Raw genomic sequence first — 20618 nt, 5'->3', positions numbered from 1 at the left:
CATGACCCTGTTCCAGCTGATTGCCGGCTTCGTGCGCCAGCACTGGCGCGCCTATGCCGCGTCGGGCTGCATGCTGGCCGTCATCGCGCTGCTGGGCGTGTGGATGCCACGGCAGATCGGCCACATGGTCGACGCCCTGGTGGCGCGCCAGCTGAGCGGCCCGGCGCTGTGGGTGGAAATCGGCTGGCTGCTGGCCGCCGGCGCGGCCATCTACGGCCTGCGGGTGGCCTGGCGGCTGCAGCTCTATGCCACCGCCTACCGCATGGGTGTGGGCCTGCGGGTGCAGCTGTACCAGCGCCTGGCGCAGCAGGGCCCGCGCTTCTACCAGGGCCAGCGCACCGGCGACCTGATGGCCCTGGCCACCAACGATGTGGATGCCGTGGAGCTGGCCGCCGGCGAGGCGCTGCTGGCCGGCTTCGACGGCACGCTGACCCTGGCCCTGGTGGTGGGCACGATGACGCTGGGCGTGGACTGGCGCCTGGCCGCGGTGGTGCTGCTGCCCTTCCCGCTGATGGCCTTGAGCTTCTGGTGGATCTCGCGCCGCCTGCATGCGGCCTCGCGCCAGGCGCTGGATGCCTTCGGCGCGCTGAACGACCAGGTGCAGGAGAGCATCGCCGGCCTGCGCACGCTGCGCGCGCTGGGCCTGACCGGCCAGAACGCAGCGCAGTTCGGCGCCCTGGCCGGCACCGCCGCCGCCCGCGGCCTGCAGGCCCAGCGCTGGGAGGCGGCCTACGAGCCAGCCGTTGGCGGCACGCTGAACGCGGCGATGGCCCTGTCGCTGGGCTTCGGCGGCTGGCTGGTCTGGCGCGGCGAGATGACGGTGGGCCAGCTCACCAGCTTCGGCCTCTACCTGGGCCAGCTGATCTGGCCGATGTTCGCCACCGGCTGGGTGCTGGCGCTGATCGAGCGCGGCCGCGCCGCCTGGGCACGTCTGGGCCCGGTGCTGGACGCGCCGCTGAGCGTGGACGACCACGGCACGGTGCCCCAGGCCGTGCCCGGCACGCTGGTGGCCGAGGACCTGCAGTTCAGCTACCCCGGCGCGGTGCAGCCCGCGCTGGCCGGCGTGGGCTTCCACCTGCCGGCCGGGCAGACGCTTGGCCTGGTGGGCCCGACCGGCAGCGGCAAGAGCACCCTGGTCAAGCTCCTGCTGCGCCAGTGGCCGGCGGCGCAGGGCCAGATCACCTGGGGTGGCACCGCCCTGCCCGATTTCACCCTGGCCGCGCTGCGCGCCGGCATCGCCTGGGTGCCGCAAGAGGCCTTCCTGTTCTCGGCCACGGTGGCCGAGAACATCGCCCTGGCCCGGCCCGATGCCACGCCGGCGCAGATCGAGGCCGCGGCCCGCGCCGCCGCTGTGCATGACGACATCGCCGCCCTGCCACAAGGCTATGCCACGCCGGTGGGCGAGCGTGGCATCACCCTGTCGGGCGGCCAGCGCCAGCGGGTGGCCATCGCCCGTGCCTTGCTGGCGGATGCGCCGCTGCTGCTGCTGGACGATGCGCTGTCGGCCGTGGACACCGGCACCGCCGCGCGCATCCTGCAGGCGCTGCGCCAGCAGCGGCAGGGCCGCACGGTGCTGATCGTCAGCCACCGGCTGGCCACGGTGATGGATGCCGACCAGATCCTGGTGCTGCGCCACGGCCAGGTGGCCGAGCGCGGCACGCATGCGCAGTTGCTGGCCCACGAGGCAGACGGCCATCCCGGCTGGTACGCGACGCAGTGGCAGGTCCAGCAGCTGGAAGCCTCGCTGGAATCCGACGGGGACGCGGCATGACCGACGTCACCAAGGCCAAGGCCGATGCCAACGACCGCCGCGCCGCCTTCGCCCTGCTGGTGCAAAGCGCCGCGCCCGACGTGGCCACGCTGCGCGCTGCCGCGCTGTGGTTGGTGCTGGCCGCGGGCCTGGAGGCACTGGGCCCGGTGCTGGGAAAGGCCTTCATCGACAGTTACCTGCTGCCGCGCAACCCCGACCTGCCGGCCATCGCCGGCCTGCTGGGCGGTGCGTTGGTGGCCGGCTGGGTGGCCAATGCCCTGCGCTACTGGCAGCTGGTGCGGCTGGCCGGCGTGGCCATGCGCAGCGTGCAGCGGCTGCGCGAGCAGGTCTACGGTCATGTGCTGCGGCTGCCGATGGCCTACTTCGACCGCGCCATCGGCGGTGCCCTGGTCAGCCGCATCACCAACGACACCGAGGCGGTGAAGACGCTGTACGTGCAGCTGCTGTTCGTCATGCTCGACAGCGTGATCATGCTGGCCACCACGCTGGTGGTGATGGCGCTGCTGGACTGGCGGCTGATGCTGGTGGTGGCCCTGCTGATCCCGGCAGTGGCCGGCATCGTCTGGCTGTACCAGCGGCTGTCGGCACCGGCGGTGGCCCGCACCCGGGCACTGCGCAGCGACATCAATGCCCAGGCGGCCGAATCCATCGCCGGCATGGCGGTGGTGCAGGCCAGCGGCGCGGCCGGGCGCTTCAGCCAGCGCTTTGCCGACACCAACGAGGCCCACTTCCGCAGCCGCCGGCGCGAGCTGCGCGCCAATGCCTGGCTGCTGCGCCCGGCGCTGGACCTGCTCAACGTCGGCCTGCTGGCGGCGGTGATCGGCTTCTACGGCCTGCGCCAGGTGCCGGGCGGCGCCGGGCTGTCGGCGCTGGAGGTTGGCGTGCTGTATGCCTTCGTCGGCTACATCGCCCGGGTGGTGGAGCCGCTGATCCAGATCACCATGCAGTTCTCGCAGCTGCAGCAGGCGGTGGTGGCGGCAGCACGGGTCAACACCCTGCTGCAGGAGCCGGCCGAGCCGGTACGCGATGGCGCGGCCGGCGTGCTGGCCGGCGCCATCACCGTGCGCGGCCTGCAATTCGCCTACCAGCCGGGCCACCCGGTGCTGCACGGCATCGACCTGCAGGTGCAGCCGGGGCAGTTCGTCGGCATCGTCGGCCACACCGGCAGCGGCAAGAGCACGCTGCTGTCGCTGCTGCTGCGCTTCTACCCGGCGCCGGCGGGCAGCCTGCTGATGGACGGCCAGCCGCTGGAGAGCCTGGGCGATGCCGCCTTCCGCCAGGCCGTGGGCCTGGTGCCGCAGGAACCCTTCCTGCTGGCCGCCAGCGCCCGCGACAACATCGCCATGGGCCGGCCGTTGACCGATGCCGAGGTGGAGACCGCCGCCCGCGCCGCCCATGCGCACGGCTTCATCGCCGCGCTGCCGCAGGGCTATGCCACGCCGCTGGGCGAAGGCGGGGCACGCATCTCCGTGGGCCAGAAACAGCTGATCGCCATGGCCCGCGCGCTGGCCGGGCAGCCGAAGATCCTGCTGCTGGACGAGGCCACTGCCCACATCGACAGCGAAACCGAAGGCCATGTGCAGGCCGCCCTGGCGGCCCTGCGCGGCCGGGTGACGGTGCTGGCCATCGCCCACCGGCTGTCGACCATCCGCGACGCCGACCAGATCGTGGTGATGCACCACGGCCGCATCGCCGAGCGTGGCGGCCATGCGCAGCTGATGGCCATCGAGGGCGGTCTGTACCAGCGTCTGGTGCAACTGCAGCGGCTGGCGGGCGACGACGGCGACGACGCCTGACCCGCGGCGAAAATCCCGGGTCGTCGAGGCCGGCAGCCAGGCCAGGGCCTGTAGCATCGGATGCCGCCGACAGCCAGGGCGACGGTCGGGTTGCTGAACAATGGGACGAGGGGCTGAATTGGGGTTGAACGAGACCGATCTGCATGCGCTGGCGCGCCTTCTGAGTGGTTTTGGCGTGTGGCTGTCGGCCTCGGAAGACGGCGCGGCGCCGCAGCCCCTGGCCGGTGTGCCGACGGCCGGCACAGCGCTGGCGTCGGCCAGCCTGGTGCTGAGTGACGGCCGCCAGCTGCACATTGCCGGGCCGGCTGGCGCGGCGACGCCGGCACCGGCGACCCCGCCAGCCCCGCCCCTGCAGGAGCGCCGCGCCGGCCCCGACGCCGCCGACATGCGATTCCGGCTGCTGGCCGAGCATTCCATCGACCTGATCGTCGCGGTCGATGCCGACCTGGCGATCCGCTATGCCTCGCCAGCCACGGCGCGGCTGCTGGGCTGCGAGCCGGCGGAACTGCACGGCCACACCCTCGCCGAGCTGCTGGCCCATGAAGACCGCGCCGCCTTCATCGCCCGGCACTTCACCCGCGCCGCCCAGCGCGGCCAGAGCGTGCCCGATCTCTTCCGCGCCCTGCACCGCGACGGCAGCACCCGCTGGGTGGAGGCCCGCGTGGCCCGGCTGCCGCCCGGCAACGGCCTGGGCGACTACCTGGTGACGCTGCGCGATGCCGACCAGCGCCGCCGCTTCGAAGAGACGCTGGACAGGGCCAACACCGAGCTCAAGACCCTGGCCAGCACGGATGCGCTGACCGGCCTGGCGAACCGCCGCCAGTTCGACGCCACGCTGCACAAGGAGTGGTACCGGGCCCTGCGCGACGCCACGCCGCTGGGCCTGCTGATGATCGACCTGGACCGCTTCAAGGCGCTGAACGACCGCTTCGGCCACCAGGTGGGCGATGCCTTCCTGGCCCGCGTGGGCCGCGTCATCCGCGACAACGTGCGCCGTGCCGGCGACCTGGCCGCCCGCTACGGCGGCGAAGAGTTCGCGGTGGTGCTGCCCGGCACCGCGGCAGCCGGCGCGATGGAGATCGGCGAGCACATCCGCCGTGCGGTGGCCGCCACCGACACCAGCGACCTGGTGCCCGGCGGCCATCCACTGAGCGTGAGCATCGGCGTGGCCGCGGCGGTGGCCCTGGCCGGCGGCGGCGCCGCCACCCTGGTGCACAGCGCCGACAGCGCGCTCTACCAGGCCAAGCGCAACGGCCGCAACCGGGTCGAGATCCTGCACTGACCCCACCCCACGACGAGACCACCGCATGAGCGCCCCCACCGACGACGTCCTGAGCACCGAACTCCACCCCGCCGGCTATGCCGTGCTGACGCTGAACCGCCCGCAGGCGATGAACGCGCTGAACAAGGCGCTGATGCGGGCGCTGGCCGACCAGATCGACGCCCTGGCCACCAACCCGGCAGTGCGGGTTCTGATCCTCACCGGCGCTGGCCGCGCCTTCTGCGCCGGGCTGGACCTGAAGGAGATCGGGTCGGGCCAGGGCAGCCTGGGTGGATCGGATGGTCGGCCGAGTGGCGACCCGGTGGCCGCCATCGGCCGCTACCCGGGCCCGGTGATCGGCGCCATCAACGGCGCGGCGGTGACCGGCGGCTTCGAGCTGGCGCTGGCCTGTGACGTGCTGCTGGCCAGCAGCAGCGCCCGCTTCGCCGACACCCATGCCCGCATCGGCGTGGCGCCCGGCTGGGGCCTCAGCCAGAAGCTCAGCCGCGCCATCGGCGCCTACCGCGCGCGCGAGGTGTCGTTCACCGGCAACTGGGTCGGCGCCGAGCAGGCGGCCGCCTGGGGCTTCGTCAACCGGGTGCTGCCGCCCGACGACCTGTTGCCCGCAGCCCGCCAGTTGGCGCAGGACATGCTGGGCACGCTGCCGCACATGCTGACCCGCTACAAGGCCATCATCAACGACGGCTGGGCCCTGGCCGGCGGCAACGCGATGGCGCTGGAGAAGGCCCGCGCCCGCGAATTCAACAGCCAGGTAGGCGCCGACGACGTGGAACAGCGCCGCGAGGCGGTGCGCGCCCGCAACCGCGCCGGCGGATGAGCGCCCTGCCGGCCGGCCGCGCCGGCACCCTGGTACAGCTGCTGCAGCTGGCACCGCATCCCGAAGGCGGCTGGTACCGCGAGATCTTCCGCTCGGTCGATGCCAGCCCGCATCCCGACGGGCGCGGCCAGCGCCAGGCGCTGACGTCGATCGACTTCCTGCTGGCCGCCGGTGAATGCTCGGCCTGGCACCGCGTGGCATCCGACGAAGCCTGGCACCTGCTGGAAGGCGGCCCGCTGCGGCTGTGGCTGGTGCCGCCCGACCTGAGCAGGGTGGAACTGCACCTGCTGGCGCCGGCGGATGCCGGCGGCCAGCGCCCGCGCCATGTGGTGCCGGCACACTGGTGGCAAGCCGCCGAGCCGGCGCCTGGTGCGTCCTATGCCCTGGTGGGCGCGACGGTGGGCCCGGGTTTCGACTTCGCCGACTTCACCTTCGGCCGGGATGATCCGGCCCTGGTGCAGGCGCTGCCGCGGATGCAGCCCGACACCACGCGGCTGCTCTGAGGTTCAGCGCGCGCGGGCCGCTCGGGCGGCGGCTTCGGTGTCCTCGCGGATGTGGCGCTGGAAGAAGCGGGCGTACCACACGCCCATGCCCAGGGTGAGGGCGATGACGGCGGCGCTGAGCAGGCCGTAGTCGGTGGTGAAGAAGTCTCGCAGGGCATGCATGGTGGGCTCCTCGGTGTGCAGCGGTGTGCTGCGACACCCGCATCTGACGCCCGAACTCCCAGCCCAGACTTGCGCTGGCGCAGACCGGAAGCCGAAAGCCGCTGGGTCCGCTTGGGCTGGTTGACCGCCATCAAGCGCGGCCACGCGTATACGCTGGCTGCGGTTGGGCGGTGTCCCTCAACCAGGGTAGGAAACGGTCGATTCCGGCACCACAGGTAGGGGTGGTGGGCCACGGGGCGCATGCCTACATTCAGGCTGTTGCCTGTGGGGAGCGCCACCATGATTGCTGAAGTCTTTTCCTTGTCCTTGACGCACCGCCGCGCGTTGGCACTGGTGCTGTTGGCCGCCGCCGCAGCCACCGCCGGGGCGCAGACGCCCGCTGCGGTGCTGGCCGGGCCGTCGGTGATCAAGCTGGCCGAGACGGCCACCGTCAGTGGCAACGGCCTGCCGGCCAACAGCGCGGTGACAGTGGTGGTGACCGCACCGGGCGGGGCCAAGGCATCGTTCGGCGCGGTCACGGATCCGCAGGGCCGCGTCTCGCACCGGGTCGCGGCGAACGCCAGCGGGCGCTGGGAAGTTGCGGTGCACAGCAGCGCCGGGGCCGAGCTGGCCAGGACCACGATCAACTTCCTGCCCTGAGAGGCCGGCATGTCGACGTCCTGGCATCGCCATCTGCTGGCCACCGTGCTCGCCGCCTGCGGCCTGGGCGCCGGCGCGGCCCAGGCGGCACACGACGACCTCATCCTGCTGTCCAACCGGGACAGCGTCTTCGAGATCTGGGCCATGGGTCTGGATGGCAGCCGACCGCTGCGCCTGGTGCCTAAGGGCGGCTCGGTGTCCGAGGCGCACTGGTCGCCGCTGGGCGACCGCATCGCCTACGTGGCCACCGTCGGACCGCATGCCCACATCTTCATGCATGAGCGGGCCACCGGCCAGGTGCGGCAGCTGACCTCGGGGCCGCATGTCAATTCCGAGCTGCGCTTCTCGCCCGATGGCCAGCAACTGGCGTTCTCGAGCAACCGCGATGGCAACCTCGAGATCTACACCATGCGCAGCGACGGCAGCGCCCAGCAGCGGCTGACCACGTTCGACGAGGACGACACCACGCCAGTGTGGAGCCCGGACGGCCGCCACATCGCCTTCCTGCGCAACCAGGACCGGCGCGATGTCTGGGTGATGCGCGCCGACGGCAGCGGGGCCCGCAACCTGACCAGCACGCCCAAGGTGGACGATGTCGAGCCGGTCTGGTCGCCGGACGGCAGCCGCGTGCTCTACGGCACCCGGCGCAACGACGCGGTGACGATCTCGTCGGTGGCGCTGGATGGCAGCGACCGGAAGACGCTGATCGCCAACCAGGCCTTCAACCACTCGCTGGCGTTCTCGCCGGATGGTCGGCAACTGGTCTGGGTCAGCAACACCGGCGGCAATGGCACCAGCAGCCTCTGGCTGGCAGACGCCGACGGCAGCGGCGCACGTGCGCTGACGCAGTCGACCCGCGAGGACCTGCATCCCGCCTGGCACCGCGATGGCCAGCGGGTGTTCTTCACCAGCACCCGCACCGTGCGTCCGGCGATCTTCAGCGTCGCCCGCGACGGCACCGACCTGCAGCAACTGACCTGGGTGACCGGCCAGGATCTCCAACCGCGTGTCCGGCCCGTGCCGGGTGCACGTGTCGCCGATGCCGGCACCCCGCGGCGCTGAGCGCCCCAGACAACCCCCGCCCGAGGAACACTGACATGGCACTGCACCGCCCCACCGCACCGCTGCGCGCATTGATCGCGGCAGGCGCGGTCTGCCTGGCCGCCTTCTCGGCAGCCTCGCTGGCCGTCACCAAGGTCTACACCGTGGACGCCGATTTCGACCTGGGCACGCTCGATGGCGTCAACCACGACGCCCCGGGCAACAACCAGCTGCAGCTCAACCGCATCGGCACCACCTTCCCGGTGCTGTGGATCGCCAATGCCGGCGAGGACACGCTGTCACGCATCGACACCAACCTGAACAAGGAGACGGCGCGCTACCGCACCGGCTTCGGCCCGGCCGGTCAGGCGGGCCATTCGTCGCACCTGGGCAATGCCTATGCCGGGCCAGCACCGTCGCGCACCGCGGTCGACATCAATGGCAACGCGTATGTGCTGAACCGCCACTTCGACGGCAAGAGCGCGGTGCTGATCAAGATCCTGGCCGAGGGCGGCATCGACCGCAACGGCAACACCGTCATCGACACCTCCAGCGATCTCGACAACAACGGTGTCATCAACGGTGCCGAGATCAAGCCGCTGGCCGACACCAACGGCAATGGCTACATCGATGCCAACGAGATCCAGGACGAGCGCATCGCCTGGGCCGTGCGGGTACCGGATGGTGTCACCGCCCCCTTCGTCAATGGGCGGCTCGGCCGCAGCCTGTGCATCGCGCCGGACGGCAACCTGTGGGTCGGCCTGTTCGACAGCCGCGCCTACTACAAGGTGTCGTCGTCCAACGGCGCCACGCTGAGCGGGCCGCATGCCTTCCCGGTCACGCCCTATGGCTGTCTGGTCGATTCGGCCGGCATCCTGTGGAGCGCCGACCTCGGCAACAGCCTGGGCCGGCTGGACACCAGCAACCCGAGCAATGTCACGTCGTTCAACTTCAGCATGTCGAACTATGGCATCGCCATCGGCAACAACCGCGTCTACCTGGCCACCTACGGTGGCGCCAACGGCAAGCCCTTCGCCCGTTTCAACCCGGGCACCAACACCTTCGACACCCCGGCAGCCAGCAACTACGGCGCACTGGGCATTGCGGTGGACGGCAGCGGCAACATCATCGCCGGCAACTATTCCAGCGGCGGGGTCACCAAGTTCGATTCCAGCGGCGCGGTGCTGTGGAGCCGACCCAACCAGGGTGGAACCGGCGAGGTGCGGGGTGTGGCCATCGATGCCAACAATGACGTCTGGCTGATCCACCGCACCACGGCCAATGTGTCGAAGTTCCGCGGCAGCGACGGCACGCCGCTGGGCGTGTTCCCGGTCGGCGACCAGCCCTACACCTACAGTGACGCGGCCGGCTTCGCCATCCGCAACTCGACCAACAACACCGGCACCTGGACGGCGGTGCTCGACGGCTCCAGCAACGGCCTGGCCTGGGGCACGTTGCAATGGAACGATCTGGTGCCGGCCGGCGCCAGCGTGCAGGTGCAGGTGCGAACAGCCGACACCGTGTTGGGCTTGCCGCTCGTGGCCTACGCCCCGGTGGCCAAGAACGTGGCCTTCAGCGCGACGGGCCGCTTCCTCCAGGTGCAGGTCCGGTTCAATGCCAACACCGCGGGCGAGTCGCCGCTTCTCTATGACCTGACGGTGCAGAGCCGCACGACTTCCTGCGACATCGACAACGATGGTGACGTCGACCGGAACGATGTCAGCCTGATCCGCGCCGCGTTGGGCCAGACGGTGGCGGTCAACGATCCGCGTGATCCGAACGGCGACCGCAAGATCACGGTGGTCGACACCCGCACCTGCGCCACCCGTTGCACACGGCCGAACTGCGCCCCGTGACCTCGGCTCCCATCACAGTCCTCGCCCGAAGGAGTTCCACCATGAAGTTCCACCGCATCGCAGCAGCCGCCATCCTCGGGATGTGCGGGCTCACCTCAGCGTTGGCGGCCCCCACGCTGTCAATCCTGCCCGCGCAGCAGACCATCGCGCTTGGCGACGCCGTCAACGTCGACATCGTCATCAGCGGCCTCGACAGCGTGGGTGAGATCGCCAGCGCCTACGACCTGAATCTGCTCTACAACCCCGGCGTGCTGAACATCTCGGTCATCACCCAGTTTCTGACGCAATTTGGCGGGTTCTCCAACGTGCTGGTCGACGCTTCAGCCGACCAGGCGGCAGGCAACGCAGGCGGTGACCTCACGTCGTTCCTCACTGACGACGAACTGCACGGTCTGCAAGGCGACGGCTTCACGCTGATGCGCTTCAGTTTCCTGGGCACGGCCGATGGCGTGTCGCTGCTGAACTTCGGCGCTGACCCTGACTTTGCGCGCCTGGTCACCGGCCGGCTGGACGCCCTGGGCAACGCCGGTGTGCTGGACCTGCGCTACGTCGGCGCCTGCGTTGCGGTGGGCACTGGCAGTTGCCCGACCGTGAGCGTGCCCGAGCCGGCGTCCTATGGCCTGGCGGCCCTGGCCCTGCTGGGCTGCGGCCTGGCCACCACACGCCGCCGCCGCACCGGCGCACCCGCCGCAGGCTGACAGCCTCCGCGCTGCAATGGAAAAAGGGCCGGCATCTGCCGGCCCTTCTGCGTTGGCGGGCCCGTGGCCGCCCAAAAAAGAGCCCCCGGCGCAACGCGCGCCGGGGGCAATGCTCCTCATCGCAAACGCCGCGGAAGGCTGCAACGCCGCTGCCGGCAACTTCACGGCAGCACGGGGTCAGCACGCCACGACAGGCCCAGCGTACGCCGATGGCCACACCATGCCATCGGTACAAATGCAGAGGAACCAAGGCGAGCGTGCAGACTCAACGCTCGGCGTGTGGATGGATCGTCCGGCAGCGGCTCAATCGCCCAGGCACACCCCCAGCGCACGGGCCGCGGCCAGCGTGGGGCTGTCTGACGGCACCGGGCGGTTGCGGCCGGCCACGTCGGCCAGCGGCACCAGGCCCAGGCGGTCGCCCTGCAGCACCACCATGCCGCCCCAGCAGCCCTGGCGCACCTGCTCGGCGGCATGCCAACCGAAGCGGGTGGCCAGCACCCGGTCGAACGGCGTCGGCGAGCCGCCGCGCTGCACATGGCCCAGCAAGGTGGCGCGCACCTCGCTGTGCAGCAGCGGCTGCAGCTGGTGGGCCAGCAGCGCGCCCACGCCACCCAGGCGCAGCGGGTCGGGGCTGTCGGCAATCGTCTGGGCCACGCTCAGGCCCGCACCGGCGGCGTGGGCGCCCTCGGCGATGCAGATCAGGCTGTAGCCCTCGCGGGCCTCGCGCGTGCGGCAGCGGGCGACCACCGCGTCCAGCGACCACGGCACTTCGGGCAGCAGGATCACGTCGGCCGCGCCGGCCATGCCGCCTTCCAGCGCAATCCAGCCGGCATAGCGGCCCATGGTCTCGGCGATCATCACCCGGCCATGGCTGCGTGCGGTGGTCTCCAGCCGGTCCAGCGCCTCGGCCACCACCGCCACCGCGCTGTCGAAGCCGAAGCTGCGGTCGGTGTGGCACAAGTCGTTGTCGATGGTCTTGGGCACGCCCACCACCGGCAGGCCCTTCTGGTGCAGTTGGTGGGCGATGGCCATGGTGCCATCGCCGCCGATGACCACCAGGCCGTCCAGCCCCAGCACCTTGGCGTTGGCCAGGGCCTGGTCGGACACATCGGCGCCGCCGGCGCCGAAGTAGTGGAACGGATCGCAGCGGTTGTGGGTGCCCAGAATGGTGCCGCCCTGGGCCAGGATGCCGGCCACCGCCGCCGCGTCCAGCGGCAGCACCTCGTTGGTCAGCAACCCGAGGAAACCGCGGCGGATGCCGGTGACCCGGGCGCCGCACTGGTGCACCAGCGCCAGCGTCACGGCGCGGATCACCGCATTCAGGCCCGGGCAGTCGCCGCCGCCGGTGAGGATGCCGATGTGCACGCGCCGCTCCGGCGCTCAGGCCGCCAGCCAGGCGGCCAGGTCGGCATGCAGCTGGGCCAGATCGGCCTGGCGGGTGTACATCATGTGGCCGGCATCGTAGTAGCGGTGGGTGATGCGCGCCAGCACGGCCGGCGGGGCGTCGAGCTGTGCTAGCGACCAATCGGTGGCGGAATACGGCGTGCCCAGGTCGTAGCGGCCGCTGGCCACCAGCACCTTCAGGTTCGGGTTGCGGCGCATGGCACGGGCCAGGTCGTCGCTGGTGGTGGTGAAGCCGGCCGAATCGCCGCCGGGTGAATCCGACGGGCCACGCACCCAGCGCCAGACCTTGTGGGCGTCGCCCGACATCACCTCATAGCGTTGGTCGGTCGGCAGACCCAGGCTGGCCTGGTAGGCCATGGCGGCCGCGGTGTAGGGCACCAGCACCGACTCGATGCCGGGGTCGAACAGCATGTCGCGCTCACGACGGGCACCCAGGGGCGCGGTGGCACGGCTGTCGAGCCGGCCCACCAGCAGGCCGCGGGCGCGCAGGCCCTCGACGAAGTAGCAGGCATCGCCGATGCGCAGGTTCTGTTCCTCGACCACGCCGCGGGGCAGGCCGGTCAGCTCGGCCACCCGCTGGGCGGTGCGGCCGAAGGCCTGGCTGGTGAGCCGGGCGCCGGCATGCAGCGCGGCCAGGTAGTCGCCTGACGCAAATTCCTCGGCCGCCACGCGGGCCGCCTCGGGCGAGGCGCCCAGCGCGCCTTGCAGGGCGCCGTGGTACTGCGCGGTGACGGCGAAGGCCGGCAGGAACAGCGCATACGGCAGGTCGTTCTTCGGCCGGAAGACCAGCGTCTGCAGGTCCATCGCGCAGGACACCAGGATCACGCCCGTGAAGGCCAGGCCCAGGTCGGTCATCTTGTCGGCCAGTGCGGCGCCGCGGGTGGTGCCGTAGCTCTCGCCGCACAGGTACAGCGGGGCGCCGAAGCGGCCGTTGGCGGCCAGCCAGCCGCGCATCACCTCGGCCAGCGCCTCGACGTCGCCGTCGACCGACAGGTGCTGCTTGCGGGCGTCTTCACTCGCGCTGACCGACCAGCCGGTGTGCGGCGGATCGATGAACACCAGGTCGAAGTGGTCCAGCCAGGTCAGCGGGTTGTCGATCACCGCATACGGCGGCGGCGGCAGGCTGGCGTCGTCATTGACCCGCACCCGCTTCGGGCCCAGCGCGCCCAGGTGCAGCCAGATCGACGACGAGCCCGGCCCACCGTTGAACGCGAAGCACACCGGGCGGGCCGGGCCGGCATCGCGCAGGCTGTAGGCGGTGGTGAAGACGGCCGCCTGCGGCTCGCTGGCCACCAGGCCCAGGCCCTGGCCGAGCACCGGGATGAAGCCGGCCTTCACCGTGTAGGCCAGCGTGCGGCCGTCGGCCAGCACCACGCTGTCGTCCTTGGTCACCGCGGGGCGGGTCAGCAGGCGCTCTGCGCGCTCGCGCAGCCGCTTGGCGGTGTCGTTGCTGTCGGCGGAGGTCTTGTCGGTGTCGGACATGTGGGGGCTCCTCAGGCCGGGGTGGCCAGCATTTCGGCATAGCGCGGCAGGTCGACATTGCCGCCGGACAGGATGACGCCCACACGGGCGCCGCGCCAGGTTTCCACGCCTTCCAGCAGCGCGGCGGCTGCCAGGCAGCCGGTGGGCTCGACCACCTGCTTCATCCGCTCGGCAAAGAACTGCATGCTGCGCACCAACTGTGCGTCGCTGACGGTGACGACGCGCGCCACCAGCGCCTGGATCACCGGGAAGGTGAGCTGGCCGCTGGCCTGGGTCTGCGCGCCGTCGGCGATCGTCTTGGGCACGTCGATGTGCACGATGCGGCCGGCGGCCAGGCTCTGCTGGGTGTCGTTGCCGGCTTCGGGCTCCACACCCACCACGGTGATGCCGGGAAGGCGGTGCTTGGCCGCCACCGCGCAGCCCGAGACCAGCCCGCCACCGCCCACGCAGACCAGCAGTGCATCGAGGTGGCCCACCTCGTCGATCAGCTCCAGTGCGGCGGTGCCCTGCCCGGCCATCACATGCGGGTGGTCGAACGGTGGAATCAGCGTCATGCCCCGCTCGGCGGCGATGCGCTGGCCGATGGCGGCGCGGTCTTCGGTGTAGCGGTCGTAGATCACCACCTCGCTGCCTGACTGGCCTTGCTGGTAGGCGCGGGTGGCCGCCAGCTTGGCGGCCGGCGCGTCGTGGGGCATCACGATCACCGTGGGAATGCCCAGCAGCCGGCCCGACAGCGCGATCGCCTGCGCATGGTTGCCCGAGCTGAACGCCAGCGCGCCGGCGCGGCGCTGCTCGGGCGTGAAGGCCGCCAGCGCGTTGTAGCCGCCGCGGAACTTGAAGGCGCCCATGCGCTGGTGGTTCTCGGCCTTGAAGAACACCTGGGCGCCGGTGCGCTCATCGGCGGTCCGGGAGCGCAACACCGGCGTGCGGTGGGCCACGCCGGCCAGGCGGGCGGCTGCGGCCTCGATGTCGGCGAAGGAGATGGCAAGTGCAGTCATGGCCGCAGCATAACCAGTGCCCTGGCGGCCTGGCCGCCAGGACCGGCGGGTGGGAATTCCAGCAGGCCGCACTGGCCCCGCCTCGGCGATACTCCAGTCAGGTTAAACGTTTAATCTTCGATCTGGAAGTTGCCATGTCGCTCGTCCATGTCTTGCTGACCGCCCTGCTGCTGACCGCGCTGCCAGGCCAGGCCCAAACCGCCACCGCCGCCCCGGCCACCCGCCACGCCGGCCAGTTCATCCTGGGCGCCGATGTGTCGACGCTGGACGCGGTGGAGCGTGGCGGCGGCCGCTTTGCCACCGCCGACGGCACGCCGGCCAGCGCGCTGCAGCTGCTGAGGGCAGCCGGCTTCAACTGGGCGCGGCTGCGGCTGTGGCACACGCCGGTCAATGCCGACGATGTGGTCGACAACGGCCGCGTGGTCTCGCGCGCCGGCGAGCCGGTGGGCGGCGGCAACAACGGCCTGGACGTGACCATCGCGCTGGCGCGCCGCGCCCAGGCCCAGGGCCTGAAGCTGCTGCTCGACATCCATTACAGCGATTTCTGGGCCGACCCCGCCCACCAGCGCAAGCCCGCCGCCTGGGCCGCGCTGCAGGGCCCGGCCTTGCAGGCCGCCGTGCGCAGCTACACCGCCGATGTGCTGCGCCAGCTGCACCAGGCCGGCGTGCGGGTGGACATGGTGCAGGTGGGCAACGAGATCAACGGCGGCATGCTCTGGCCCGACGGCAAGACCTGGCAGCAGACGCCGGGCGAAGCCATCGGCGGCACGGCCGGTTTCCATGCGCTGCTGAAGGCCGGCATCGCCGGCGTGCGCGACACCGATGCGCTGCGCGGCGGCGCGCCGTTGCCGGTGATGCTGCACCTGGCCAAGGGCGGCGACAACGCGCTGTTCCGCCGGGTGTTCGACGGCTTCCTGGCCGACGGCGTGGCCTTCGACGTGATCGGCCTGAGCTGGTACCCCTACTTCGACAGCGCGCTGGCCAGCCTGCGCAGCAACCTCACCGACCTGTCGACCCGCTACGGCAAGCCGCTGGTGGTGGTGGAGACGGCCTACGGCTGGACGGCCGAGCCGCCGGCCGGCCATCCCCAGGTGCTGAACCCGGAGCGGGTGGCCGCCTCGGGCTACCCGGCCACGCCGGCCGGCCAGGTGGCGCTGCTGGCCGATGTGGTGCAGGCGGTGGCCGACGTGCCGCAGGGCCTGGGCGTCTTCTACTGGGAACCGGCCTGGTTGCCGGTCCCCGGCGCCGGCTGGCGCACCGGCGACGGCAATGGCTGGGCCAACCAGACGCTGTTCACGCCCGAGGGCAAGCCGCTGCCCGGCCTGGGCGCCCTGCGTGCCGCCGCGCCCTGGGCGCCGCGCGCCGGCGCGCCGGTCAGCCCTTGACGCCGCCGGCCGTCAGGCCCGAGACCAGCCAGCGCTGCATCAGCATGAACATCAGCGTCAGCGGCAGGCCGGCCAGGATGGCGGTGGCGGCGAAGTCGCCCCAGAGGTAGCGCTGGTTGAACAGGAACAGCCGCGAGCCCACTGCCAGCGTCAGCTGCTGCTCGTCATGCAGCAGCACCGAGGCCACCGGGTACTCGATCATCGCGCCCAGGAAGGCCAGCACGAAGACGACGGCCAGCACCGGCCGGGCCAGCGGCAGCAGCACCAGCACGAAGGCCTGGAAGCGGCTGGCGCCGTCCACCGCGGCGGCCTCTTCCAATTCGGCTGGCACGCTGTCGAAGTAGCCCTTGATCAGCCAGATGTGCTGGGCCACCGCGCCGGTGTAGGCCAGGGCCAGGCTCCAGTGGCTGTTCAGGCCCAGCCAGGGCACCCAGTCGCCCAGCCGGTCGAACAGCGCATACAGCGCCACCAGGGCCAGCACCGACGGGAACATCTGCAGCAGCAGCATGGCGTTCAGCGTGGCCTGGCGGCCGGCAAAGCGCAGCCGCGCAAAGGCATAGGCGCTGGTCACCGACAGCAGCAGGCCGGCGGTGGCGCTGAGCAGGGCCACCTTCAGCGAGTTGGCGATCCACTGCAGCACCGGGAACGGCGGCGGCACCAGCTGGCCCTGCGCATCCAGCACCGGCAGGCCCAGGGCCAGGCGCCAGTGCTCCCAGCTGATCTCGCGCGGCAGGATGCTGCCGCCGGCGAAGTTGCCCGGCCGCAGCGAGATCGACACGATCATCAGCAGCGGCAGCAGCGACAGCGTGATGAAGCCGATCAGGAAGGCATGCAGGGCCAGCACGCGCCAGCGCTGCGAGCGTTTCATCACCATGGGCATGGGCGGTGTCTCCTGGCGGGTGGCGGTGGGTCAGCGGGCGGGCGGGCGCGGGCGGAACAGGCGCAGGTGCAGCACCGCCAGCGCCGCCACCAGCAGGAACACCAGGGTGGAGATGGCGCAGGCCAGCGCGTAGTTCTGGCCGCCGTCGTTGAAGGCGATGCGGTAGGTGTAGCTGGCCAGCAGGTCGGTGGCGCCCACCGGCACCTCGGTGTCCAGGCGGTCGGGCGCGCCCTCGGTCAGCAGGGCGATCAGCGTCAGGTTGTTGAAGTTGGCGGCGAACGAGGCCACCAGCAGCGGCGCCATCGGCCGCGCGATCAGCGGCAGGGTGATGCGGAACAGGTTGGTCAGCGGCCCGGCGCCGGCCAGGGCCGAAGCCTCGTACAGCTCGTCGGGGATGGCCTGCAGCAGACCCATCACCAGGATCATCATGTACGGGTAGCCCAGCCAGGTGTTGACCGCCAGCACCATGGCACGGGCCAGCGTGGCATCGCTGAACCAGCCGGGGCGCACGCCGAACAGCATGTCCAGCACCAGGTTGATCTCGCCCAAGTTCTCGTTGAACAGGCCGCGGAACACCGGGATCGAGATGAAGGCCGGCACCGCATACGGCAGGAACAGCGCCAGCCGGTAGACATGCCGCCCGCGCAGCGCCGGCCAGCTGACGGCCACCGCCAGCACCAGGCCCAGGCCGAAGGTGAACAGCGTGTTCAGCGTGGCGAAGCTCACCGTCCAGGCGAAGACCGAGATGAACGGCTGCAGGAAACGCGGATCGCCGAAGATGCGGGCGTAGTTGGCCAGGCCCACGCCGGTGCGGAAGCCCGGCTCGAGCGCGCGGCCGTCGGCATCGCGCCACTGGCCGGCGGCCAGGTCGGCGCGCAACGGGCGGCCGTCACGCAGGTCCTGCAGGGTCTGGGCATCGACCTGGCGGTAGCGCGGCGCCTGGTCGGCCACGCGCTGCAGGCTGGCCAGCCGGTAGGCCAGGCCGTCTGGCCCGGCCAGCGCCAGGGCCTGCAGCTGCGGCAGCAGGGCCACCAGCGCACGGGCGTCCAGCGGGGCGCTGGCCGGCGCATCGGCGGCGGGTTGCAGCGGCAGCGGCGCTCCGGCGGCCGTGGATGGCTGGAACGCCGCGCTCTGCCACGCCCGGCCGGCATCGTCGACCAGGTGGAAGCGCAGCTGGCCGCCATCGACCGGGTGCAGCCGGAAATCCATGCCGCGGCCCTGACTGTCGGTGCGGGCCAGCAGCACCGCCGTGGCGCGGTCGAAGGACAGCAGGTGGGCCGAGCTGTAGTTGGTCAGGCTGATGGCCAGGGTGAAGCCCATCGGCAGCACGATGAACAGCGCCACCGCCAGCAGACCCGGCAGCACATAGCGCCAGGCATAGAGCCGGCGCGACAGCATCAGCGCCACCAGCAGCGCGGCCAGCGCCAACGCGCCGGCGGCCCAGCCGGGCGCGCTGGCCCGGTGCATCAGCACGCTCAGCGCCAGCGCACCCAGCACCGCGAGTGCGCCGATGCCGCGCACCGCCCACAGCCAGCCGGTCACCGGCTTCATGCGCCGCCGCCCCGCACCCGCCGCGCCGCCCGCGCCAGGCCCGGGCCCACCGCCTCGCGGCCCTGGGTGATGCTCTGCACCGCGGTGTTCATCGCCGTCCAGAAACGGGCCATCTCGGGGATGTTGGGCATGGTCTCGCCCAGCGCCGCGGCGGCATGGGTGCCGGCGATCAGCGGGCTGCCGGCGCGCAGCTCGTCCAGCAGCGCGCGGTCGGCCGGCACGCCCAGCGGCACATGGTCATTCATCGCCCGCAGGCCGGCCGGGCTGAGCAGGTACTGCTCGATGAAGGTGGTCGCCAGCACCGGCTGGCGGCTGTTGGAGCTGAGCATGGCCCCCAGCACGCCCACCATCGGCCGGCCGGGCTGGCCGCCCAGCGCCGGCAGCGGCGCGGCGGCCACGCGCAGGCCGCTGCGGCGCAGGTTGTTCCAGGCCCAGGGGCCGTTGATCGTCATCGCCACGCGGCCCTCGTTCATGGCCGCTTCGCTTTCGGCATAGGTGGCCGTGCGTGGCACCAGGCCCTCGCCCACCAGGCGCTGCAGCAGCGCCATGCCGGCCTGGGTGCCGGGGTGGTCGATGCCGTTGTCGGCGGCGTCGAAGCTGCCGTCGCTGTGGCGGCGGAAGGCATAACCGCCACCGGCCGACATGATGGCGTAGGTGTAGTAGAACTCGTTGTACGGCCACATGATGGCCCGCTTGCCGCGGGTGCGCAGCTGGCGGTCGATGGCGAACACCGCCTCCCAGTCGCGCGGCGGCTCAGGCACCAGGTCGAGGTTGACGAGCAGCGCCACCGATTCGATGGCGATGGGCCAGCCCCAGGTGCGGCCACCCATCTGCCAGGCGCTCCAGGCCAGCGGCTCGATGGCTTCGCGCAGCCGGCGCGCCGGTGCCACCGGCCGGATCAGGCCGCTGGCGGCCCAGCTGCCGGCGCGGTCATGCGGCCAGATCCAGATGTCCGGGCCCTTGCCGGCGGCTGCCGCCTGCTCGAACTTCGAGACGCCGTTCTCCGGATGCTCCACCCGCAGCGGCACGCCGGTGTCGCGGGTGAAGTCGGCGCCGATGCGGGCGATGCCCTCGTAGCCCTTGTCGGCGTTGATCCAGAGCAGCAGGCCATCGCCCTGGGCCGGCTGGGCCGATGCCACCGCCGGCCCCAGGGCCAGGCCGGCCTGCAGCAGGGTGCGACGGCGCCAGCTCATGCCGCGGGCGTGAACAACGGGCCGCTGGCCGGCGCCAGGCTCTGCCCGTCGGCACCGAACAGATGGGCGTGGGCGGCGTCGGGCTGCAGCGCCAGCGCATCGCCCAGGGCTGGCGCGACCGTGGGCGGCAGACGCAGCGCCAGGTTCAGCCCGCCCGGCGTGGCCAGGAAGGCCAGGCTCTGGTCGCCCAGATGTTCCAGCCACTGCACCTTCGCCAGCAGCGCGGTGCTGGCCGCGGCAGCTGGTGGCTGCAGCTGCCAGTGCTCGGCGCGCACGCCCAGCGTGATGGCGCTGCCCACCGCGGGCATGGCCACACCCGCGGCCAGCGGCGGCAGCTGCAGCAGCACACCGCCGGCGTCCAGCTGCAACTGCAGGCCGGCGGCGGTGTGGCCCGCCACCTGGGCCGGCAGCAGGTTCATGCGCGGTGATCCCAGGAAGCCGGCAGCGAACAGATTGGCCGGCCGGTGGTACAGCGCCAGCGGCGCGCCGATCTGGGCCACGCTGGGCCGCAGCATGCCGGCGGCCGGCGGCTGCAGCAGCACCAGCCGGTCGGCCAGGGTCATGGCCTCGCCCTGGTCGTGGGTGACGTAGACACTGCAGGCCCGCGGCTGCTGGCGGTGCAGGCGGGCGATCTCCTGGCGCGTCTGCTGGCGCAGGGCGGCATCCAGGTTCGACAGCGGCTCGTCGAACAGAAACACGCCCGGCTGCCGCACCAGCGCGCGGCCGATGGCCACCCGCTGCCGCTGGCCGCCCGACAGCGCCTGCGGCAGGCGGTCGAGCAGGTGGTCGATCTGCAGCAGGCGCGCCACCTCGGTGGTGCGGCGGGTCACCTCGTCGCGCTTCAGCCCGGCCAGGCGCAGGCCGAAGCCCAGGTTGGCGGCCACGCTCAGGTGCGGGTACAGGGCGTAGTTCTGGAACACCATGGCCACGTCGCGCTCCGACGGGGCCAGGTCGTTGACGCGGCGGCCGCCGATCTCCAGCGTGCCGGAGGTGATGTCCTCCAGGCCCGCGATCATGCGCAGCAGCGTGCTCTTGCCGCAGCCGCTGGGGCCGACGAAGACGCAGAACTCGCCCTCGGCGATGGCCAGCGAGACGCCGTGCAGCGCGGCGGCGCCGTTGGCGTAGGTCTTGCCGACCTGGTGCAGGCGGATGTCGGCCAT

General features: G+C 71.8%; 18 protein-coding genes. 10 read left to right on the top strand and 8 right to left on the bottom strand.

Going from position 1 to position 20618, the window contains the following annotated elements; genetic code table 11:
- The first annotated feature begins 1 nt into the window (after position 1).
- The 5 genes from FFT10_RS09035 to FFT10_RS09015 all read left to right on the top strand — a co-directional run bounded on the left by FFT10_RS09035 (position 2) and on the right by FFT10_RS09015 (position 6169).
- Positions 2-1771, top strand: coding sequence for an ABC transporter ATP-binding protein (locus FFT10_RS09035; RefSeq protein ID WP_137732461.1), 1770 nt, complete (start codon positions 2-4; stop codon positions 1769-1771).
- Positions 1768-3567, top strand: a complete 1800-nt coding sequence (locus FFT10_RS09030) for an ABC transporter ATP-binding protein (protein ID WP_137732460.1) — start codon at positions 1768-1770, stop codon at positions 3565-3567. Before FFT10_RS09035 ends, FFT10_RS09030 begins: the two co-directional genes overlap by 4 nt.
- 124 nt (positions 3568-3691) lie before the next feature.
- Positions 3692-4849 carry a GGDEF domain-containing protein gene (locus FFT10_RS09025; protein ID WP_162520726.1) on the top strand — a complete coding sequence of 386 codons (1158 nt, stop codon included), beginning with the start codon at positions 3692-3694 and terminating at the stop codon, positions 4847-4849.
- A 25-nt stretch (positions 4850-4874) separates the two neighbouring features.
- Positions 4875-5666, top strand: coding sequence for an enoyl-CoA hydratase (locus FFT10_RS09020; protein ID WP_137732458.1), 792 nt, complete (start codon positions 4875-4877; stop codon positions 5664-5666).
- On the top strand, positions 5663-6169 hold the full coding sequence (locus FFT10_RS09015) for a cupin domain-containing protein (protein ID WP_137732457.1): 507 nt from the start codon (positions 5663-5665) through the stop codon (positions 6167-6169). Before FFT10_RS09020 ends, FFT10_RS09015 begins: the two co-directional genes overlap by 4 nt.
- Before the next feature lie 3 nt (positions 6170-6172).
- Here the strand turns inward: FFT10_RS09015 and FFT10_RS09010 are convergent, their stop codons facing one another.
- Positions 6173-6331, bottom strand: coding sequence for a DUF3149 domain-containing protein (locus FFT10_RS09010; RefSeq protein ID WP_137732456.1), 159 nt, complete (start codon positions 6329-6331; stop codon positions 6173-6175).
- A 300-nt stretch (positions 6332-6631) separates the two neighbouring features.
- Here FFT10_RS09010 and FFT10_RS09005 point away from each other — a divergent pair, with 300 nt between their 5' ends.
- Genes FFT10_RS09005 through FFT10_RS08990 form a run of 4 tightly spaced genes read left to right on the top strand, consistent with a single transcriptional unit; the run spans position 6632 to position 10565 of the window.
- Positions 6632-6970, top strand: coding sequence for a hypothetical protein (locus FFT10_RS09005; protein ID WP_137732455.1), 339 nt, complete (start codon positions 6632-6634; stop codon positions 6968-6970).
- A 9-nt stretch (positions 6971-6979) separates the two neighbouring features.
- A complete protein-coding gene (locus FFT10_RS09000; protein WP_137732454.1) occupies positions 6980-8032 on the top strand; it encodes a TolB family protein in 1053 nt (350 codons plus the stop codon).
- A gap of 35 nt (positions 8033-8067) precedes the next feature.
- Entirely contained in the window at positions 8068-9867 is a 1800-nt protein-coding gene (locus tag FFT10_RS08995; protein ID WP_137732453.1) for a Vgb family protein, read from the top strand.
- Positions 9868-9908: 41 nt separating this feature from the next.
- The gene (locus tag FFT10_RS08990) at positions 9909-10565 is read left to right on the top strand and encodes a PEP-CTERM sorting domain-containing protein (RefSeq protein ID WP_137732452.1); all 657 of its coding nucleotides are present in this window, start codon (positions 9909-9911) and stop codon (positions 10563-10565) included.
- Positions 10566-10868: 303 nt separating this feature from the next.
- Here the strand turns inward: FFT10_RS08990 and FFT10_RS08985 are convergent, their stop codons facing one another.
- The 3 genes from FFT10_RS08985 to FFT10_RS08975 are packed head-to-tail and all read right to left on the bottom strand — an operon-like array spanning position 10869 to position 14449.
- The gene (locus FFT10_RS08985) at positions 10869-11930 is read right to left on the bottom strand and encodes a 6-phosphofructokinase (RefSeq protein ID WP_137732451.1); all 1062 of its coding nucleotides are present in this window, start codon (positions 11928-11930) and stop codon (positions 10869-10871) included.
- A 15-nt stretch (positions 11931-11945) separates the two neighbouring features.
- Positions 11946-13451 carry a S10 family peptidase gene (locus tag FFT10_RS08980; protein WP_137732450.1) on the bottom strand — a complete coding sequence of 502 codons (1506 nt, stop codon included), beginning with the start codon at positions 13449-13451 and terminating at the stop codon, positions 11946-11948.
- A gap of 11 nt (positions 13452-13462) precedes the next feature.
- Positions 13463-14449 (bottom strand): threo-3-hydroxy-L-aspartate ammonia-lyase, encoded by a 987-nt coding sequence (locus FFT10_RS08975; RefSeq protein WP_137732449.1) that lies wholly within the window; start codon positions 14447-14449, stop codon positions 13463-13465.
- Positions 14450-14583: 134 nt separating this feature from the next.
- On the opposite strand from FFT10_RS08975, the gene FFT10_RS08970 reads away from it, so the two are divergent.
- The gene (locus tag FFT10_RS08970; protein ID WP_137732448.1) at positions 14584-15834 is read left to right on the top strand and encodes a glycoside hydrolase family 53 protein; all 1251 of its coding nucleotides are present in this window, start codon (positions 14584-14586) and stop codon (positions 15832-15834) included.
- On the opposite strand, the gene malG is transcribed toward FFT10_RS08970, so the two are convergent.
- Genes malG through FFT10_RS08950 form a run of 4 tightly spaced genes read right to left on the bottom strand, consistent with a single transcriptional unit; the run spans position 15824 to position 20618 of the window.
- Positions 15824-16714, bottom strand: a complete 891-nt coding sequence (malG, locus tag FFT10_RS08965; RefSeq protein ID WP_137732447.1) for a maltose ABC transporter permease MalG — start codon at positions 16712-16714, stop codon at positions 15824-15826. The two genes, FFT10_RS08970 and malG, sit on opposite strands and share 11 nt — an antisense overlap.
- Positions 16715-16744: 30 nt before the next feature.
- Positions 16745-18265, bottom strand: a complete 1521-nt coding sequence (gene malF, locus FFT10_RS08960; RefSeq protein ID WP_137732446.1) for a maltose ABC transporter permease MalF — start codon at positions 18263-18265, stop codon at positions 16745-16747.
- Positions 18262-19458, bottom strand: a complete 1197-nt coding sequence (malE, locus tag FFT10_RS08955; protein WP_137732445.1) for a maltose/maltodextrin ABC transporter substrate-binding protein MalE — start codon at positions 19456-19458, stop codon at positions 18262-18264. Before malE ends, malF begins: the two co-directional genes overlap by 4 nt.
- Positions 19455-20618: an ABC transporter ATP-binding protein gene (locus tag FFT10_RS08950; protein ID WP_137732444.1), complete on the bottom strand. Its 1164-nt coding sequence runs from the start codon at positions 20616-20618 to the stop codon at positions 19455-19457. The genes malE and FFT10_RS08950 overlap by 4 nt, the downstream gene beginning before the upstream one ends.

The sequence above is a fragment of the Pseudaquabacterium pictum genome (assembly GCF_005403045.1).
In the GTDB taxonomy this organism is placed as follows: domain Bacteria; phylum Pseudomonadota; class Gammaproteobacteria; order Burkholderiales; family Burkholderiaceae_C; genus Pseudaquabacterium; species Pseudaquabacterium pictum.
The sequence above is the reverse complement of the archived record's forward strand: the minus strand, read 5'-3'. Positions and strand labels throughout refer to the sequence as shown.

Coding starts and splice junctions, on each gene's coding strand:
- FFT10_RS09035 (WP_137732461.1), top strand. CDS start 2: ATGACCCTGTTCCAGCTGATTGCCGGCTTCGTGCGCCAGCACTGGCGC.
- FFT10_RS09030 (WP_137732460.1), top strand. CDS start 1,768: ATGACCGACGTCACCAAGGCCAAGGCCGATGCCAACGACCGCCGCGCC.
- FFT10_RS09020 (WP_137732458.1), top strand. CDS start 4,875: ATGAGCGCCCCCACCGACGACGTCCTGAGCACCGAACTCCACCCCGCC.
- FFT10_RS09015 (WP_137732457.1), top strand. CDS start 5,663: ATGAGCGCCCTGCCGGCCGGCCGCGCCGGCACCCTGGTACAGCTGCTG.
- FFT10_RS09010 (WP_137732456.1), bottom strand. CDS start 6,331: ATGCATGCCCTGCGAGACTTCTTCACCACCGACTACGGCCTGCTCAGC.
- FFT10_RS09000 (WP_137732454.1), top strand. CDS start 6,980: ATGTCGACGTCCTGGCATCGCCATCTGCTGGCCACCGTGCTCGCCGCC.
- FFT10_RS08995 (WP_137732453.1), top strand. CDS start 8,068: ATGGCACTGCACCGCCCCACCGCACCGCTGCGCGCATTGATCGCGGCA.
- FFT10_RS08990 (WP_137732452.1), top strand. CDS start 9,909: ATGAAGTTCCACCGCATCGCAGCAGCCGCCATCCTCGGGATGTGCGGG.
- FFT10_RS08980 (WP_137732450.1), bottom strand. CDS start 13,451: ATGTCCGACACCGACAAGACCTCCGCCGACAGCAACGACACCGCCAAG.
- FFT10_RS08975 (WP_137732449.1), bottom strand. CDS start 14,449: ATGACTGCACTTGCCATCTCCTTCGCCGACATCGAGGCCGCAGCCGCC.
- FFT10_RS08970 (WP_137732448.1), top strand. CDS start 14,584: ATGTCGCTCGTCCATGTCTTGCTGACCGCCCTGCTGCTGACCGCGCTG.
- malG (WP_137732447.1), bottom strand. CDS start 16,714: ATGCCCATGGTGATGAAACGCTCGCAGCGCTGGCGCGTGCTGGCCCTG.
- malF (WP_137732446.1), bottom strand. CDS start 18,265: ATGAAGCCGGTGACCGGCTGGCTGTGGGCGGTGCGCGGCATCGGCGCA.
- malE (WP_137732445.1), bottom strand. CDS start 19,458: ATGAGCTGGCGCCGTCGCACCCTGCTGCAGGCCGGCCTGGCCCTGGGG.
- FFT10_RS08950 (WP_137732444.1), bottom strand. CDS start 20,618: ATGGCCGACATCCGCCTGCACCAGGTCGGCAAGACCTACGCCAACGGC.